This is a genomic window from Halanaerobium salsuginis (genome assembly GCF_900114545.1).
In the GTDB taxonomy this organism is placed as follows: Bacteria; Bacillota; Halanaerobiia; order Halanaerobiales; family Halanaerobiaceae; genus Halanaerobium; species Halanaerobium salsuginis.
In genome coordinates this window covers 40,932-56,862 of record NZ_FOTI01000013.1, presented here as the reverse complement: position 1 = coordinate 56,862, position 15,931 = coordinate 40,932, and the positions used below count along the sequence as shown (strand labels likewise).

Genomic DNA, 15,931 nt, shown 5'->3' with positions numbered 1-15,931 from the left:
ACTATTTTTTATTATTTAATCTTAAAATCTGACTTGACAAAAACACTCTGAATTAGTATAATGTATTTGATATGTGATATTTATAACAAATATTAAAAGGAGGAAGATTTCTGTGAAAAAGATTTTAGTTTTAACTCTTGTTTCATTTTTAATTATGGGTTTTGCCAGCTCTGTTATGGCAGAAAACTCAAGCTTAGAAATTATCGGGGATGGACAGAATGCAACAACTTTTAGTACTGAAAGAAATGCGGGTGACTATGTAGAAGCATTAATGGCTTTAACTGAAGCAGATTCCGCTGGAGATATTATCTATCCTGATGACAACGAATTTCGCTATTTATTTGTTCCATTGAAAAAAGATGGCGACATTATTGCTTATGGTACCTGGGTGAATACTGTTGTTTATCAACATCCTGAAGATATCATTGTAGCTGTTAAACCAGATGGTAGTATTCTAAAATGGCAGCCACTTGACTCTAATGATCATCATCCAGAAATGAAAGACGAAGAGTACTTAAGTAGATTTTATGGTATGACACTTGATACTCCTTTTAATCCAGAAACAGATGTTATTTCTGGTTCTACCATTTCTACTAACAACTTTTTCTTTGAAATGAGAAATGTTTTATTAGTTTATAATAAGTATATTGCTGCTGAATAACAATTGAATTATATTAGTTATTGAGTAGTTAGTTAAGCCCCTCATTTTAGAGGGGCTTTTATTTTTGGTTTAGAGAAATGTTTTAGTTAAAATAAAGCCTAAATAAATACCTACAATTCCCATTACCCCAGGTAAGGTGGGGGGAGCAGGTATAGGAAGTTTCAGCCAGGAAAAAATTCCACCTACAATTAAACCGGTTAATGCAGCAAGAAATGCTTGATTCATTTTTTACTCTCCTTTTAAAATATTCTTTTTATAGTTAGACGTCAGACATATGACTACGATCTAATTTTATTATAAATAATTATTTTTGTCAAAATAATTATTTAATTAATTTCAATGTTTTAGTTAGAGCTTTTCTAAGCTATTTTTAATATTCATTGAAAATTTCAAAAAATTATGTTAAAATATTTCTGAATCTATTGTAAACCTGGAAGGAGTTATTTATGGTCAGAAAAGAAATTACTATCAAAGATGTAGCAAGACTGGCAGAATGTTCACCAACTACTGTTTCTAGAGTAATTAATAATAGTGAACATCCTGTGAGTAAAGATACTGCCGAAAAGGTTGAAGCTGCAATTAAAAGGCTGAATTTTTCCCCAAATAGAATTGCTCAGGGATTAAAAAATGATAAATCAAATATTATTGGTGTTATTGTACATGATATTTGTGACTCCTACTTTGCCCAGATGATTAAAGGAATGGAAGAGTTTATCTCTGAACATGAATATATAGTTAATATTTATAATACTAGCCGTGATGTTGATAAAGAATTACATGCTGTTAATATGTTGAAGGCTAATCGGGCTGACGCAGTTGTTTTTGCAGCTGGAGCTTTAATGGACAAAAGATATGAAAGAGAAATGTATAATGTAGTTGAACAGCTGAAAAGCCAGGGAACTATTTTACTTGGCGTAACTCCTCATCCATTTGCTATTAAAAATATTAGTCTTGCTAATCAGAAGGCAGCTGAAATGATAACAGATTATGCAATTGAAAATGGACATCAAAAAATTGCTTTTATTAGTGGTCCACAAAATCTCTATACAAGTTACTTAAGAAAGCAGGGAGTAATTAAGTCTTTGGAGAATCATTCACTTCAGTTTAAACAGGAACTTTTATTTGAAGGAGATTTCACTTTTGAAGGAGGCAGAAAAGCTGCTTTAAGCCTGCTAAATAAAATTGATCAGATAACAGCGGTTGTTGCTGCAAATGATGCTACTGCTCTGGGGCTGATCTGGGAACTAAATAATCAGGGAGTTAAAGTCCCGGCAGAAATTTCTGTACTTGGAATTGATGATTTGCCAGAAGCAAAATACTCTTACCCGCCATTGACAACAATTTCTTTACCTATTTATAATTTGGGAACTAATATAGGAGAATATTTATTAGCTCAATTAAATGAAGAGTATGATATTAATATTAAGCCAGTTGAACCAAAATTATTAACAAGAGATTCTCTAAAAAATATAGAATAATTTTTTATTTAAATTGGGTTTATAATTTTGGCTAGGCTTATTATTTTTTAACTAAAATATTCTAAAAATTGTTTGACAATTAACAGACAATTGCTTATAATAATAGTAGTGATAAAAATTTCACTAATTATATTGTTTTTATGGAAATTGTTTTCCCAAAAATAAGAGAGCAATTTTTTTATTGGTTTTTAACTTTATTGTTAGGAAAACATTTTCCTGGTATTTATTGCTTTTTATTAATGTATTTAAATTACAGCTAAAATGAAAAAATTTGCAGAATAAGTTCAGATTAAATATAAGCATATAAGTCTGTAGTTATTTTAATATACTATAATATAAAAGGGGGACAGTTATTTTCTCTAGTTCTTTTTTAAGAAAATTAATAAGTTTATAAGAATTCATAATTTTATTATTGAACAGCTTAATAAAAACTTACTTAATCCAAGGAGGAAATTAAATGTTTAGCAAAAGAAATTTTTCTTTAGTCTTAATTTTGACCCTTGTTTTATCATTATCATTAAGTGTTGCTGCTTTGGCTCAGGATGATCAGGTAACTCTACGCTTTTCCTGGTGGGGATCTCAAAGTAGACACGAAAAAACTCTGCGTGTTATAGAAATGTTTGAAGAGAAATATCCTAATATTAAGATTCAACCTGAATATACTGGTTGGAGTGGATACTGGGATAAAATGAATGCTCAAGCTGCTGGAGATAATTTACCTGATATTATTCAACATGTTCGTAAATTTATGAGTGGTTATGTACAAAATGAGCAATTATTAGATTTAAGTCCATATATTGAAGATGGTAGTATTGATACTACTAATATTGATAGTTCCTACTTAGAAATGGGTAAAATTTATGGAAAACAAATGGGATTAGCAACTGGTGTAAATGCTCCTGCTGGTTACTATGACAAAGAATTATTTGATGCTGCTGGAATAGATTATCCAAGTGCTGATGATACCTGGCAGGATAGAGCAGAAATGTTTAAAAAAATTCATGAAGAATTAGGTATTCTTGGTGCTTCGTCTCCAACTGCTCAACAGGATGGAACAGGATTTTTTGTCTGGTTAAGGCAGCATGGAGCAAGCTTCTATAACGAAGATGGTACAGCTTTAGGTTATGATGATGATCAATTATTTGTTGATTTTATGAAATATGATCTTGATTTAATTAAATCTGGTGCTGTTCAAAATGCAATGCAAAGACAAGAATCAGCTCGAGCAGTTGAAGAAGATTTAGTAACAAACGGTAAGGCTGCTACAGCTACTAATTATTGGAGTAATCAGTTAGCTGCTATTTCTACTGGTGCTGGTAAATTATTACATCCTTTCCTCTATCCAAAAGCTGCTGATCAAACTCAGGAAGGTAGATTTATGAAACCAGCTATGCTGTTAACTGTCAGCAAAAACACTGAACATCCAGCAGAAGTAATGAAATTTTTAAACTTCTGGTTTAATGATGTGGAAGCTGGTAAAGTAATTGGAACTGATCGTGGAGTTCCTACTAATACAAAGGTTGTGTCTGCACTTAAAGAAAATGCTAATCAATACGATAAAGTCGTTTTTGATTTTGTAGATCAAGCATCTAAAAATTCTGGAACAGCTTTACCACCTCAACCACCAAAAGATCAGGAAGTTATTGCAGCTTATGAAGAAGCTTACTGGCAGGTAATCTATGAAATGATTTCTCCTGAAGAAGGAGCTAAACAATTTAGAGAAGCTGCTAATAAAATTCTAGCTGATTAAGATACTTCTAATAATAATTAAAGAAAAATAAAATAGCTGATAAAATAAAAAAACTAAGCTAGTGACCAAATTAATATTGGTCACTAGCTTATAAATTGTTGCTATTTACTTTATTTGTTTTAACACCTAATTTTGAGGAGGGAATATTTTTGAATAATAAGTTTGAAGCCCTTGATACTGTTAGATCTCTGGATAAAGGAATGGATCGTAAAAAATGGCTTAAAAAGAATCTAGTCGGTTATGCTTTTATTTTGCCATGGTTAATCGGTTTCCTTGCTTTTATAGCTTATCCTTTATTAAGTTCACTTTATTATTCTTTAACAGAATATAATATTGTTGGTGATCCAAGTTGGGTTGGCTTAAAAAATTATATTAATATATTTACTGATGATAGTAAATTTTGGCTTTCACTTAAAGTTACTTTTTACTATGTTATTTTTGCGGTTCCCTTACGTTTGATAAGTGCACTTGGACTTGCTCTGCTATTTAGAAAAGCAAGACCATTTACTAATTTTTACCGAGCAGCTTATTATGTACCATCTATTCTGGGAGGTAGTGTAGCTATATCTGTTGTCTGGCGGCAGTTGTTTTCTTCTCAGGGAGCTTTTAATGATCTTTTAGTCGCTTTAGGAATAATGCAAAACAGAATTTCCTGGATTGGGCATCCTAATTATGCAATTTGGACGTTAATTATCCTTGCTGCCTGGCAGTTTGGCTCTCCGATGATTATTTTCCTGGCTGGTTTAAAGCAAATCCCCAAGGGGCTTTATGAAGCAGCTGAGATTGATGGAGCAGGAAAAATTCAGCAGTTTTTTAAAGTTACTTTACCATTATTAACTCCTGTATTATTTTTCAATTTAATTATGCAGATGGTTAAAATGTTTATGGTATTTACTCAAGCTTATGTAATTACCCAGGGGGGTCCTTTAAATAGAACTCTAATGTATGCTGTTTATTTGTTTAGAGAAGGTATTAGCTTTGGACATTTAGGTTATGGTTCTGCTCTTGCCTGGATTATACTTGTTTTATTAACAATTGTAACAGTTATAATCTTCAAAACATCTAATAAATGGGTATATTATCAATCGGAAGGAGAATAATTGATGAATTTAACCTTTAGCCAGAAAGAAAAATTAAAAAATATCTTATTTCAGGTTTGTGTCGGACTTTTTTGTTTAGTTATGCTTTATCCTCTGCTATGGATGGTCTCAGGATCTTTAAAGAGTTCAGGGAATGCATTAAGTGCTACCTTGCTGCCTGATGCTTTTAGATTTCAAAATTATTTAGAAGGTTGGAAAGGGTTTGGCGGAGTTTCGTTTGCTACTTTTTTCCGTAATTCACTGTTTATCTCTGGTTCTGCAACAATTGGTCAGATTGTTTTGGCTGCTTTTTCAGCTTTTGGATTTACCAGAACCAGATTTATCGGTCAAAAATTTTGGTTTGCAATTATGATTGCAACTGTATTAGTACCAATGCAGATTTTAAGAATTCCGCAATATATTATGTTTAATAATTGGGGTTGGGTAGGTTCATATTTACCAGTTATTCTTCCCCAGATGCTGCCTGTCCCATTCTTTACTTTTTTAATGGTTCAATTTATTCGAGGCATTCCGTCTGAGTTAGACGAAGCTGCTGAAATAGATGGTTGCAGCAAGTTTGGTACATTTTTTAAAATAATTTTACCCAATCTTAAACCTGTTTTAGTAACAGCTGGTATTTTTAGGTTTTATTGGTCCTGGAATGACTTTATGACACCTTTGCTATATCTCCAAAATGTGACTAAATATCCTGTTTCAATTGCTTTAAAAATGTTTTCAGATCCTAATGCAGTTACTAATTGGGGAGCAATGTTTGCAATGACATTCTTATCAATTTTACCAACAATGATTATCTTTATTTTCTTCCAGAGATATTTAATCGATGGAGTTTCATTTTCAGGTTTAAAAGGATAATAATTATATTTTTATAAATTGTGTTAAAACTCAAGGAGGTATTTTTAATGTCAGAAGTTGGTTTTGCAGTTGTTGGGGTACGTAATTTTGCCAGCAGCTATTTAAATAATATTGAAGAATTGGAGCAAGAAGGCAAGATAAAACTTACTGCAGTAGTAGTTAATGATCAGGTTAATAATGCTGATAAAGTAAGGGAACTAAGGCATAAAGGAATAGCTATTTTTAATTCTTACGAAAGTTTATTAAAGGAAGCCAAGCCCTGTGTTGATGTAATTGGTTTGCCAGTTTCTATTCCTACTCATTCAGAGATGGCAATTAAAGCTATGCGGGCTGGTTATAATGTATTGTTAGAAAAACCACCTGCACCAACAGTTCAGGAAGTAGATGCAATGATTAAAACTGAAAAAGAAACTGGGCGTTTTTGTTCAATTGGATTTCAGTATATTCATTCTCACACAATTAGAAAAATCAAACAGTTTATTTTAGAAGGTAAACTTGGGGAATTAAAAGAAATTGCTACTAAAGGATTATGGCCGCGGACTAAATCATATTATGACCGCAATGATTGGGCTGGTAAAAGTGTAGCTATGGGCCAATTAGTACTTGATGGACCAATGCATAATGCTTTTGCTCACTATTTAAATAATATGATCTTTATAGCTGGTTCAGATATACATAGTTCAGCTACTGTAAAAAAAGTTAGAGCAGAGTTATATAAAGCACATACTTATATCGAAGCAGATGATAATTCTTGTCTTGAATTAGAAACTACAACTGGAACTAAAATTTATTTTTATGTGACTCATGTCCCTGAGCAAAAGCAAGATCCAATTATGGAGATTGTAGGAAGTAAAGGTAAAATAACCTGGCAGATGAATGAGAAAACTAAAATAGAATTAAATGACGGTCAAGTAATAGAATTTGATAATGAAGGGCTTGATCCCAAAAAAGAAGTATTTAGAATAGCAGCTGATAAGCAGCTTGGCTTAATTGAACATTTATATTGCACTCCAACAAATACTCGCAACTTTGTTGTTGCAATTAATGCAGCATATGATTCAGCTAAAAAAATAAGAACTATTCCTGTTGCTAAAGTAAAAGAATTTACTAATGAAGCAGGAGAATATCAGACTATTATGCCTGGTATTGATAAATTAATTGGGCAGGCTTTTAAGGAAAGAAAATTATTATCTGATTTAGATCTAGACTGGACTGCTAAAACAGAATGGGTTAATGTTGAGAACTATTCTGGGTTTAACCCATTTAATTAAGAAGGGATTTGATTAAATGCAAGGGGAAAAATTCAAATATAGTTCTCTAAAGGAATTACAGGCAGATTTAACTGAAATAAATTTTGAACTTCCTTTATCTGAGGACACGGATATCCTGGCACAGACAATAAAAATTGGTGATAAATTGCTTAAAAATAGGCTGGCTATTCACCCTATGGAAGGTTCAGATTCTAATCCAGATGGGACACCATCTTCACTAACTAAAAGAAGATATCAAAGATTTGCTGCTGGTGGAGCTGCTTTAATTTGGCTAGAAGCCATTGCAGTTGAGGCAGGTGGTAGAGCTAATAATACCCAACTATATTTAAATGAAACAACCTTACCGGATTTTAAAGCATTAGTCGAGCTTATCCGATCAGAAACAGAACAGCCACCTTATCTTGTTGCTCAGTTAACCCATTCTGGTAGATTTGGAGAAAATAATATTATTGTTAACAGAAGTAAAGAATTAGATCCAATTTCAATTAAAGAAAACGATTTCCATATTATAACTGATGCTGAGCTTGATAATTTACAAAATGATTATTTAAGAGGTGCAAAATTAGCAGCAAAAGCTGGTTTTGATGCTGTTGATATTAAAAGCTGTCATCGTTATTTGCTTTCTGCTTTGCTAGCAGCTAAAGATAGACCTGGTAAATATGGTGGTAGTTATGAAAATAGGACTAGATTTTTGCGGGAAGTTATTCAAAAAGTTAGCAATGAATTAGAAATTGATTTAGCTGTGCGTTTAAATATCTATGATGCTATTCCTGATGGTTGGGCAACAGATAGTAGTGGTAATCCTGACTTAGCAGAGGTAAAAAAATTATTATTAGAATTAGAAAATTGGGGAGTTAAAGTTATTAATGTAACAGCTAGTACGCCCTATTTGAAACCTCATATTAATCGTCCTTATGATATGGGATCTTATCAGCCACCAGAACATCCTCTTTTAGGAGTAAAAAGACTGCTTAGTCTAAGTAAATTTACTAAAGAGAATCTCAGCACAACTCGTGTTATTGGAACGGGATTTAGCTGGCTAAGACAATTTGGAGCTCTAGCAGCAGCAGGAATGGTCAAAGCAGATTGGATTGATCTAGCTGGTTTTGGCAGGCAGGGATTTGCTTATCCTAATTTTCCAAGTGATTTATTTACTAAAGGAAAAATGGATAAAAATAAAGTTTGTATCAGCTGCAGTAAATGTGCAGAATTAAAGGCTGCTCCGGGTAAAAATGCTGGTTGTGTAATTAGAGATAGAGAACTCTATTTACCAATTTATCAGCAGCTAAGAGCTGAAAAACAGGCGGCTAAAAAATCGAATTAATTATAAGTTATAGCTAACCAGCCTCAGCAAATCATTGCTGAGCAGCTGGTTTAGCTATTTAATGAATAAAAAAACAAATTATTTAATTGTTAATATTATTTATATTTAGTATCATAATAAGAGAAGGCTAATTTTAAAGTGAAAAAAGATTCAATTAAAAAGAGGAGGCAAAAAATGTCTGAAGACAATTTACCAATGCTTAACAGAGAGTATTTAGAATCAGAATTAATGGGAACAGAGCTGGCAGATTTTTCAGCTGAAATTCTTGATTATCCCGAAAAGGTAGTTCAAATTGGAGAAGGTAACTTTTTAAGAGCTTTTGTTGATTGGATGTTTCATACCATGAATAAAAAAGGTATATTTAAAGGTAGGGCAGTTGTTGTACAGCCAATTGCCGAAGGTAGAGTAGCTAATTTAAATCAGCAAGATGGTCTCTATACACTTTACTTGCGGGGAATAGAAAATGGTAAAGAAGTAAATAAAAAAGAAATTATGACAGCAATTTCTCGTGGCTTAAACTCCTATACAGAATGGGAACAGTTTTTAAAATTAGCTGAAGATCCTGCAGTTGAGTTTGTAGTTTCTAATACAACCGAAGCCGGGATTAGCTATAATGAGACTGATCAATTAACAGATACCCCACCCGAATCATATCCCGGTAAGTTAACAGCTTATTTATACAGACGTTACCAGAGTTTTAACGGAGATCCTGGAAAAGGAATGGTTATTATTCCAGTTGAATTAATTGATCGTAACGGAGATAATCTCAAAAGAATTATTCTACAGCTAGCTGAAGATTGGAATTTAGAAGCAGAATTTAGCAGCTGGATTAAAGAGTCAAATCATTTTTTAAATACTCTGGTTGACAGGATAGTAACAGGATATCCTTTTAATGAAATAGATAAATTGGAAAAAGAGTTAGCTTATCATGATCAAAATCTGGATACAGGAGAGATCTTCCATCTCTGGGTTATTGAAGGTGATGAAAGTTTAAAAGAAAAATTACCTTTTCATAAAGCCGGTTTAAATGTCAAATGGGTAGATGATTTAACACCTTATAGAACAACTAAAGTTAGAATTTTAAATGGAGCTCATACTTCAACAGTACCAGTTTCTTATTTAGCAGGTATTGACCTGGTAAGAGATGCAGTTAATGATGAGTTAGTTGGGGAATTTATTAAACAAGCAGTTTTTGAAGATATAATACCAACTCTTGCAGCAGATCCAGCTGAACTAGATGATTTTGCTCATAAGATTTTTGAACGTTTCAAAAATCCATATATAGATCATAAATGGCTTGATATTTCGCTTAACTCAACTTCAAAATTCAAGACAAGAGTATTGCCTTCTCTAGTTCAACATATTGAGCAATTATCGAAAGTGCCAGCCAGATTAAGTTTTTCCTTAGCAGCTTTAATAACCTTTTATCAGGGAACAGAGCTTGAGAATGGTAAATTAGTTGCATATCGAGGAGAAGATAAGTATTTAATCAGGGATGATAAATCAGCCTTAGAATATTTTGCCCAACTATGGAGTGAATTTAAAGCAGCAGAAATAACTCTGGCTGAGCTGGGAAGAGACGTACTGGCTAATCAGGATTTTTGGGACCGAGATTTAAATCAATTACCTGGTTTAACTGAGTCGGTAGTTAGCAATTTAAAAATGATAAAAAAAGCAGGAATGAAAGCCAGTTTAGAGAAGTTAATTAAATAGAGAATAATACTTTATTTTAAACAGAAAAATTTAATTTATAAAGCTGTTTAGATTAGTATTAAAACTAAATTTTATTAACAAATTGGGAGGTAATATTATGTCCTGGAAAGATTTTGCAGAAGAACTAGTTGGTACTTCGAAAGATGCTATCCAGAAGGTTGCTGAATATGCTGATGACTATAGAATCTATCCCAAATCTATTATTAAAAAAGGCAAGTCCTTTTATTTTTTAGCTAAAGTAGATCAAAGTAAAAAACTCATTATTTTAAATCAAAGTAAAGAGTTTGAACGTTTTCAGGGAAAGACTGAAAAACTGGCTGGTTTTAAAGCTAAGCTGGCTCCTTTGAGTCACTATAATGCAGAGATATTGAGAGAGCTATTCTCTTTTACAGCTCCTCAAGCTCTTGGTAATCAAACTGCCAGCATTGGTCTTGGCGATCGTCTTGGAATAGCAACTCCTGGCCATATAGCTGTAGTTAGAGAGAGTAAGGCACTACCTGTCCTGGCACAGCAGTCTGTAAGGGAACTAAATCTTACTGGAAGAACATTTAAGTCAGTTCTTGATGATGTAAGTTGGGCTGTTTTTCAGGAAGGTTATCAAGCTGGTTTTGCTGCTGATGCTGATCATTTAAAGCAAAAAACAGATATAGAAAATGCACTTGATCTTGGTTATACAATGTTAACTCTTGACTGCACAGAATATATCAATGATGATCTGGATCAGCTATCTGAGGCAGAAATTGATGAACTTTATCAGGAAGTTCCAGAACATTTGAGAAATGGTTGGGAAGATACCTATCTCAACAAAACATTTGTTTTGAATTCTGGTTATGAGTTGGAATATACAGTAGATAAACTTAAAGAAATTGTTTTGATTTATTATAAAATGATTGACTTTGCTGCTGAGATAAATCACTTATTAAAAAAATCAGAAAGAGATGTTGATTTTGAAATTTCTATTGATGAAACTTCAACTGCAACTACTCTGGAAGCTCACTATTTTGTAGCTAATGAGCTAAAAAGAAATAAAATAAAAGTTAATAGTTTAGCACCTCGTTTCGTGGGAGAATTTCAGAAAGGTATTGATTATATAGGTGATTTAGAGCAGTTTAAAAAAGAATTTAAAGTTCATGCTGAAATTGCTGATTTATTTGGCTATAAACTTAGTATTCATTCTGGAAGTGATAAATTTAGTGTTTTCCCAATTATCGGTAAATATACTGGGGGAAGAGTTCATGTTAAAACCGCCGGGACAAATTGGTTAGCAGCAGTTAAGGTGATTGCTGAGCATGATCCCGCCTTATATCGTGATATTCATGCTTATGCTTTAGAAAAATTTTCTGCTGCTAAGGAATATTATCATGTAACTACTGATCTTGATAAAGTGCCATCACTTGCTAAAATAAGTGATGCTGAACTAGGTCAGCTGTTAGAAATTAATGAAGTAAGACAGCTTTTGCATATTACCTATGGTTTTATTCTGCAGGATAAAAGAGATGGTAATTATATTTTTAGAGATCGGCTTTATAGCTGCTGGTCTGATCATGAGAAAGAATATCGATCAGCTTTAGCCAGTCATATTGGACGTCATCTCGAAGAATTAGGATTTTATCAAGCTTGATGAAAACAATTTCAAAATTAAAGATAGATTTAAGGAGGAGTAAAATGGCTTTTTTAGACAAAAATTATTTACTTGAAGGAGAAACAGCTGCTAAATTATATCAGGAAATTGAGAATTTACCTATTCTTGATGCTCATAATCATGGTGATATTGATGAAATTCTCAAAAATGAAGGCTGGTCGGACATCTGGGAAGTTGAAGCAGCAACTGATCATTATGTCTGGGAAATGATGCGTAAAAGAGGTGTACCTGAAGAAAAAATTACTGGTTCTGCTACTAATAAAGAAAAATGGTTAGCTTTAGCAGGTATTTTCCCAGAAATTGCCGGTAATCCAACTTATGAATGGATTCATCTTGATTTAAAAAGAAGATTTGGTATTGAAGAAGCAATTTCTGCTCATACTGCAGAAATGATCTGGCAGAAGACTAAAAATATGTTGGCTACTTCTGCAATGAAGCCCCAAAATGTTCTAAAGGAAATGAATGTAGAGATTATGTGCACTACCGATGAACCATATTCTTTACTTGAAGGTCATAAAAAAGCACGTCAGCAAGTAGATGGAGTTAAAATTTTACCTACCTGGCGACCTGATAAAATAATGAATATTGAAGCAGATAAATGGCAAGAATATGTTACTAAATTAGGAGATGCTTTCAAAACAGAAGTTGACGATTTAAGCGGTTTATTAACTGCTCTGCAAAAATCACATGATTATTTTGCTGAACAAGGCTGTGTTGCTAGTGATCATGGTATTGTTGAACCTATTTCTTATGCTGTAGCAGAAGGAGATGCTGCTGTGATTTATAAAAAAGCAGTTGCTGGAGAGGAATTGAGCAGCAAAGAAATTAGAGATTTTAAAGCTTTCATTCTGCTTGAATTTGCTAAGTTAAACCAGGCTAGTGGTTGGGTGACTCAACTTCATATTGGAGCTATTCGTGATTATCGAGAAAAAGTATACGATAATTTAGGACCCGATGCAGGTGGCGATATTTCAAATAGTGATATTGAGATTGCTGAAAATATTAGATACTTTGTTAACCAGTTTGATTCTAAACTGGATATTGTTCTTTATACTATGGAACCAACCCACTGGTTTACAGCTTCAACTATTTCCAGAGCTTTCCCCAATGTTTCTCTGGGAGCACCCTGGTGGTTAACTGATAGTCCTTATGGAATGGAAAAACAAATGCAGCAGGTAACAACTGTTGATTTATTTTATAATTTAGCCGGTATGGTAACTGACTCCCGTAAATTAATGTCTTATTCTTCCCGGACAGAAATGTTTAGAAGAACTCTAGCTAATGTTGTTGGCCGTCAGGTTGATAGAGGTAGAATGCCTTATAATGTAGCTGCTGATTTAGTAGCTCATGTTAGTTATTATGGTCCCAAAAAACTATTTTTTAGTGAAAAGTAATTAATAAATTAGAATTAAATAGAGATCAAACTAAGTAAATAGAAATTTAATAGCCTGGAGATTTTATATTCCAGGCTATTTAAAATAACTAGGAGGTTCAAATGGGAACAAAAACACTTTTAATAAATAAAAATGATAATATTGTAATAGCTGTCGAAGAGTTAAAAGCTGGTCAAAATATAACAGTAGGTTCTGAAAAAATAGAACTATTAGCTGATATTCCTGTTGGTCATAAAGTAGCTCTGCGTGATTTTAAAGCTGGAGAAGAAGTAATCCGTTATGGCTTTCCAATTGGTAAAACAACTGCAGCTGTAAAAAAAGGAGAATGGATTCATACTCATAATTTAAAAACAGCTTTAGAAGGGAAATTAAATTATAATTATCAGCCTGATCTACCTGAGACCACAAAACCAGAAGAAATCCCAACTTTTCGTGGTTATAGAAGAAAAAATGGAAAAGTTGGGATTAGAAATGATATCTGGATTATTAATACAGTTGGCTGTATTAATAAAGTTGTAGAGAGGATGGCTTTACAGGCAGAAATAAAACATCAACCCTTAATTGATGCTGGTAAAATTGATAGTATTCATGCCTTTCCTCATCCTTATGGATGTTCTCAGCTGGCTGGTGATTTAAAAAACACTCAAAAAGCTCTAGCAGGGATGGTAAATCATCCTAATGCAGCTGCAGTTTTAGTAGTTGGTTTAGGCTGTGAAAATAATTTGATTGCTGATTTCAAAGAAATAATTGGTGAATATAATTCTGATCGAGTTAAATTTATTGATTTACAGGATGTAGAAGATGATCTCAAAGTTGCAGAATCAATTTTAGATGGGTTAATTGATTACGCCCAAAAATTTGAGCAAGAAGATATTCCAGTCTCTGAGCTTAAAATTGGCTTAAAATGTGGCGGTTCAGATGGGTTTTCTGGTGTAACAGCCAATCCACTTCTAGGAAAAATATCTGATAAATTAGCTGCTTATGGTGGAACTAGTATTTTAACAGAAGTACCTGAGATGTTTGGAGCAGAAACTATTTTAATGAACCGAGCTAAAGATAAAGCTACTTTTGATAAAGTAGTTAAATTAGTTAATGGTTTTAAAGATTATTTTATTTCTCATGATCAGGAAATTTATGAGAATCCATCTCCAGGAAATAAAGAAGGTGGAATTACTACTTTAGAAGAAAAATCATTGGGCTGTACTCAAAAAGGGGGTACAGGCATTGTAAATGATGTTTTCTTTTATGGTGATCCAGTTGAAGGTAAGGGCTTGAACTTATTAGAAAGCCCTGGCAATGATCTGGTAGCTACTACAGCACTTTCAGTTTCTGGTGCTCATATGGTTTTATTTACAACTGGAAGAGGTACCCCATTTGGTGGTCCTGTACCAACAGTTAAAGTTTCTTCGAATAGTAGAATCTATGAGAAAAAACAAAACTGGATTGATTTTAATGCAGGTCAGCTATTAGAAGATAGGCAGATGGATGATCTTGCTGGAGAATTTTTTGATTATTTACTTAAAGTTGCTTCAAAAGATATTAAAACTAAAAATGAAGAGCATAATTATCGCGAGATTGCTATTTTTAAAGATGGCGTTACTCTTTAAATAAAGTGAATTTAACTGTAACTTAAATTGGGCAGAGGAAATAAAATTAATTAATTTTATTTCCCTGTTTGAATTATTAAGCTTCTTTGTAATTAAGGAAATTGTTTTCCAAAAGATTAATAGGGAGTGATTAGTTTATGAAAATAGTTTTAATTGGTGCAACAGGACATACTAAATATGTGGTTAATGGGTTAAAAAATAATTATGAAGATGAAATTATTGGTATCGCACCTGGTTCTGCAGGAGAAGATGTAACACCTTTATATCAAAAGTTAAAACGTGATTATGATATAAAAAAGTATGAAGACTATCAAAAAATGTTAGCTGAGTTAGAGCCTGATGTAGCAGCTGTTGCCTGTCATTTTGGTGATCATGCTCGTATAGCAATTGATGTCTTAAAACAAGATATTGATTTGTTTGTTGAAAAGCCTATAGCGACTACTTTAGCTGATCTAGAAAAGGTAAGAAATGCTTATCAAGCAAGCAAATCTCGTCTGGCTGCTATGTTTGGAATTCGCTATAAACCGTGGTTTTTAACAGCTTATCGTCAGATTAAAGCAGGTGCAATAGGAGAAGTTAGATTAATGAATGCCCAAAAATCTTATCGGCTTGGTGAGCGGGAAGATTTTTATAAAAAAAGAGTTAGCTATGGCGGCACTATTCCCTGGGTAGGCAGTCATGCTATTGACTGGATGCAGTGGTTGAGTGGAAAAGATTTTAAATCAGTTTATGCTTCTCATTCAGCAAAGTCTAATCACAACCATGGTGAACTGGAAGCAAGTGCACTCTGTCATTTTAGATTTGAAGATGATGTATTTGGGTCAGTTAATATTGATTATCTGCGCCCAGCTAAAGCTCCCAGTCATGATGATGATCGTATCAGAATTGCTGGAACTACTGGTGTAATTGAAGTTCTAAAAGAAAAAGTCTATTTAATTAATGATCAAATTGATGGTATTAGAGAAATACCTCTAGTGGCAGCAGAAGAAATATTTGCTGACTTTTTAGCTGATCTAAAAGGTGAAAAAACTTGTTTGATCAGTGCGCAAGAGTCTTTTCGAGTAACTCAAGCAGCTCTCTGTGCTAGAAATTCTGCAGATCAAAATAAAGTAATTGAATTTTAAATGGTATTAAAATTT

General features: G+C 33.0%; 13 protein-coding genes. 12 read left to right on the top strand and 1 reads right to left on the bottom strand.

The window, feature by feature from the left end:
- The first annotated feature begins 112 nt into the window (after positions 1 to 112).
- Positions 113 to 661, top strand: a complete 549-nt coding sequence (locus tag BMZ74_RS06050) for a hypothetical protein (RefSeq protein ID WP_089861058.1) — start codon at positions 113 to 115, stop codon at positions 659 to 661.
- Positions 662 to 730: 69 nt separating this feature from the next.
- Here the strand turns inward: BMZ74_RS06050 and BMZ74_RS06045 are convergent, their stop codons facing one another.
- Positions 731 to 886 (bottom strand): XapX domain-containing protein, encoded by a 156-nt coding sequence (locus BMZ74_RS06045; protein ID WP_089861056.1) that lies wholly within the window; start codon positions 884 to 886, stop codon positions 731 to 733.
- 221 nt (positions 887 to 1,107) lie between these two features.
- On the opposite strand from BMZ74_RS06045, the gene BMZ74_RS06040 reads away from it, so the two are divergent.
- The 11 genes from BMZ74_RS06040 to BMZ74_RS05990 all read left to right on the top strand — a co-directional run bounded on the left by BMZ74_RS06040 (position 1,108) and on the right by BMZ74_RS05990 (position 15,916).
- Complete coding sequence (locus BMZ74_RS06040) at positions 1,108 to 2,139, top strand: LacI family DNA-binding transcriptional regulator (protein ID WP_089861055.1); 1,032 nt, start codon at positions 1,108 to 1,110, stop codon at positions 2,137 to 2,139.
- Positions 2,140 to 2,596: 457 nt separating this feature from the next.
- A complete protein-coding gene (locus BMZ74_RS06035) occupies positions 2,597 to 3,889 on the top strand; it encodes an ABC transporter substrate-binding protein (RefSeq protein WP_089861053.1) in 1,293 nt (430 codons plus the stop codon).
- A 149-nt stretch (positions 3,890 to 4,038) separates the two neighbouring features.
- On the top strand, positions 4,039 to 4,989 hold the full coding sequence (locus BMZ74_RS06030) for a carbohydrate ABC transporter permease (protein WP_218142051.1): 951 nt from the start codon (positions 4,039 to 4,041) through the stop codon (positions 4,987 to 4,989).
- Positions 4,990 to 4,992: 3 nt separating this feature from the next.
- Positions 4,993 to 5,841: a carbohydrate ABC transporter permease gene (locus BMZ74_RS06025; RefSeq protein WP_089861050.1), complete on the top strand. Its 849-nt coding sequence runs from the start codon at positions 4,993 to 4,995 to the stop codon at positions 5,839 to 5,841.
- Positions 5,842 to 5,888: 47 nt separating this feature from the next.
- The gene (locus BMZ74_RS06020) at positions 5,889 to 7,112 is read left to right on the top strand and encodes a Gfo/Idh/MocA family protein (protein ID WP_089861048.1); all 1,224 of its coding nucleotides are present in this window, start codon (positions 5,889 to 5,891) and stop codon (positions 7,110 to 7,112) included.
- Positions 7,113 to 7,128: 16 nt separating this feature from the next.
- Positions 7,129 to 8,436: an oxidoreductase gene (locus BMZ74_RS06015; protein ID WP_089861047.1), complete on the top strand. Its 1,308-nt coding sequence runs from the start codon at positions 7,129 to 7,131 to the stop codon at positions 8,434 to 8,436.
- Between the two features lie 174 nt (positions 8,437 to 8,610).
- Positions 8,611 to 10,149, top strand: a complete 1,539-nt coding sequence (locus BMZ74_RS06010) for a tagaturonate reductase (RefSeq protein WP_089861044.1) — start codon at positions 8,611 to 8,613, stop codon at positions 10,147 to 10,149.
- 97 nt (positions 10,150 to 10,246) lie between these two features.
- Positions 10,247 to 11,770 (top strand): tagaturonate epimerase family protein, encoded by a 1,524-nt coding sequence (locus BMZ74_RS06005; RefSeq protein WP_089861042.1) that lies wholly within the window; start codon positions 10,247 to 10,249, stop codon positions 11,768 to 11,770.
- 44 nt (positions 11,771 to 11,814) lie between these two features.
- Positions 11,815 to 13,185, top strand: a complete 1,371-nt coding sequence (gene uxaC / locus BMZ74_RS06000; RefSeq protein WP_089861040.1) for a glucuronate isomerase — start codon at positions 11,815 to 11,817, stop codon at positions 13,183 to 13,185.
- Positions 13,186 to 13,286: 101 nt separating this feature from the next.
- Positions 13,287 to 14,792 carry a UxaA family hydrolase gene (locus BMZ74_RS05995; RefSeq protein WP_089861038.1) on the top strand — a complete coding sequence of 502 codons (1,506 nt, stop codon included), beginning with the start codon at positions 13,287 to 13,289 and terminating at the stop codon, positions 14,790 to 14,792.
- Between the two features lie 137 nt (positions 14,793 to 14,929).
- Positions 14,930 to 15,916 (top strand): Gfo/Idh/MocA family protein, encoded by a 987-nt coding sequence (locus BMZ74_RS05990; protein ID WP_089861036.1) that lies wholly within the window; start codon positions 14,930 to 14,932, stop codon positions 15,914 to 15,916.
- The last annotated feature ends 15 nt before the right edge of the window (positions 15,917 to 15,931 follow it).

What these genes read in the sequence shown, in the direction of transcription:
- BMZ74_RS06005 (WP_089861042.1), top strand. Translation starts at nt 10,247, where the DNA reads ATGTCCTGGAAAGATTTTGCAGAAGAACTAGTTGGTACTTCGAAAGAT.
- BMZ74_RS05995 (WP_089861038.1), top strand. Translation starts at nt 13,287, where the DNA reads ATGGGAACAAAAACACTTTTAATAAATAAAAATGATAATATTGTAATA.
- BMZ74_RS06025 (WP_089861050.1), top strand. Translation starts at nt 4,993, where the DNA reads ATGAATTTAACCTTTAGCCAGAAAGAAAAATTAAAAAATATCTTATTT.
- BMZ74_RS06020 (WP_089861048.1), top strand. Translation starts at nt 5,889, where the DNA reads ATGTCAGAAGTTGGTTTTGCAGTTGTTGGGGTACGTAATTTTGCCAGC.
- BMZ74_RS06015 (WP_089861047.1), top strand. Translation starts at nt 7,129, where the DNA reads ATGCAAGGGGAAAAATTCAAATATAGTTCTCTAAAGGAATTACAGGCA.
- BMZ74_RS06045 (WP_089861056.1), bottom strand. Translation starts at nt 886, where the DNA reads ATGAATCAAGCATTTCTTGCTGCATTAACCGGTTTAATTGTAGGTGGA.
- BMZ74_RS06040 (WP_089861055.1), top strand. Translation starts at nt 1,108, where the DNA reads ATGGTCAGAAAAGAAATTACTATCAAAGATGTAGCAAGACTGGCAGAA.
- BMZ74_RS06035 (WP_089861053.1), top strand. Translation starts at nt 2,597, where the DNA reads ATGTTTAGCAAAAGAAATTTTTCTTTAGTCTTAATTTTGACCCTTGTT.
- uxaC (WP_089861040.1), top strand. Translation starts at nt 11,815, where the DNA reads ATGGCTTTTTTAGACAAAAATTATTTACTTGAAGGAGAAACAGCTGCT.
- BMZ74_RS06010 (WP_089861044.1), top strand. Translation starts at nt 8,611, where the DNA reads ATGTCTGAAGACAATTTACCAATGCTTAACAGAGAGTATTTAGAATCA.
- BMZ74_RS05990 (WP_089861036.1), top strand. Translation starts at nt 14,930, where the DNA reads ATGAAAATAGTTTTAATTGGTGCAACAGGACATACTAAATATGTGGTT.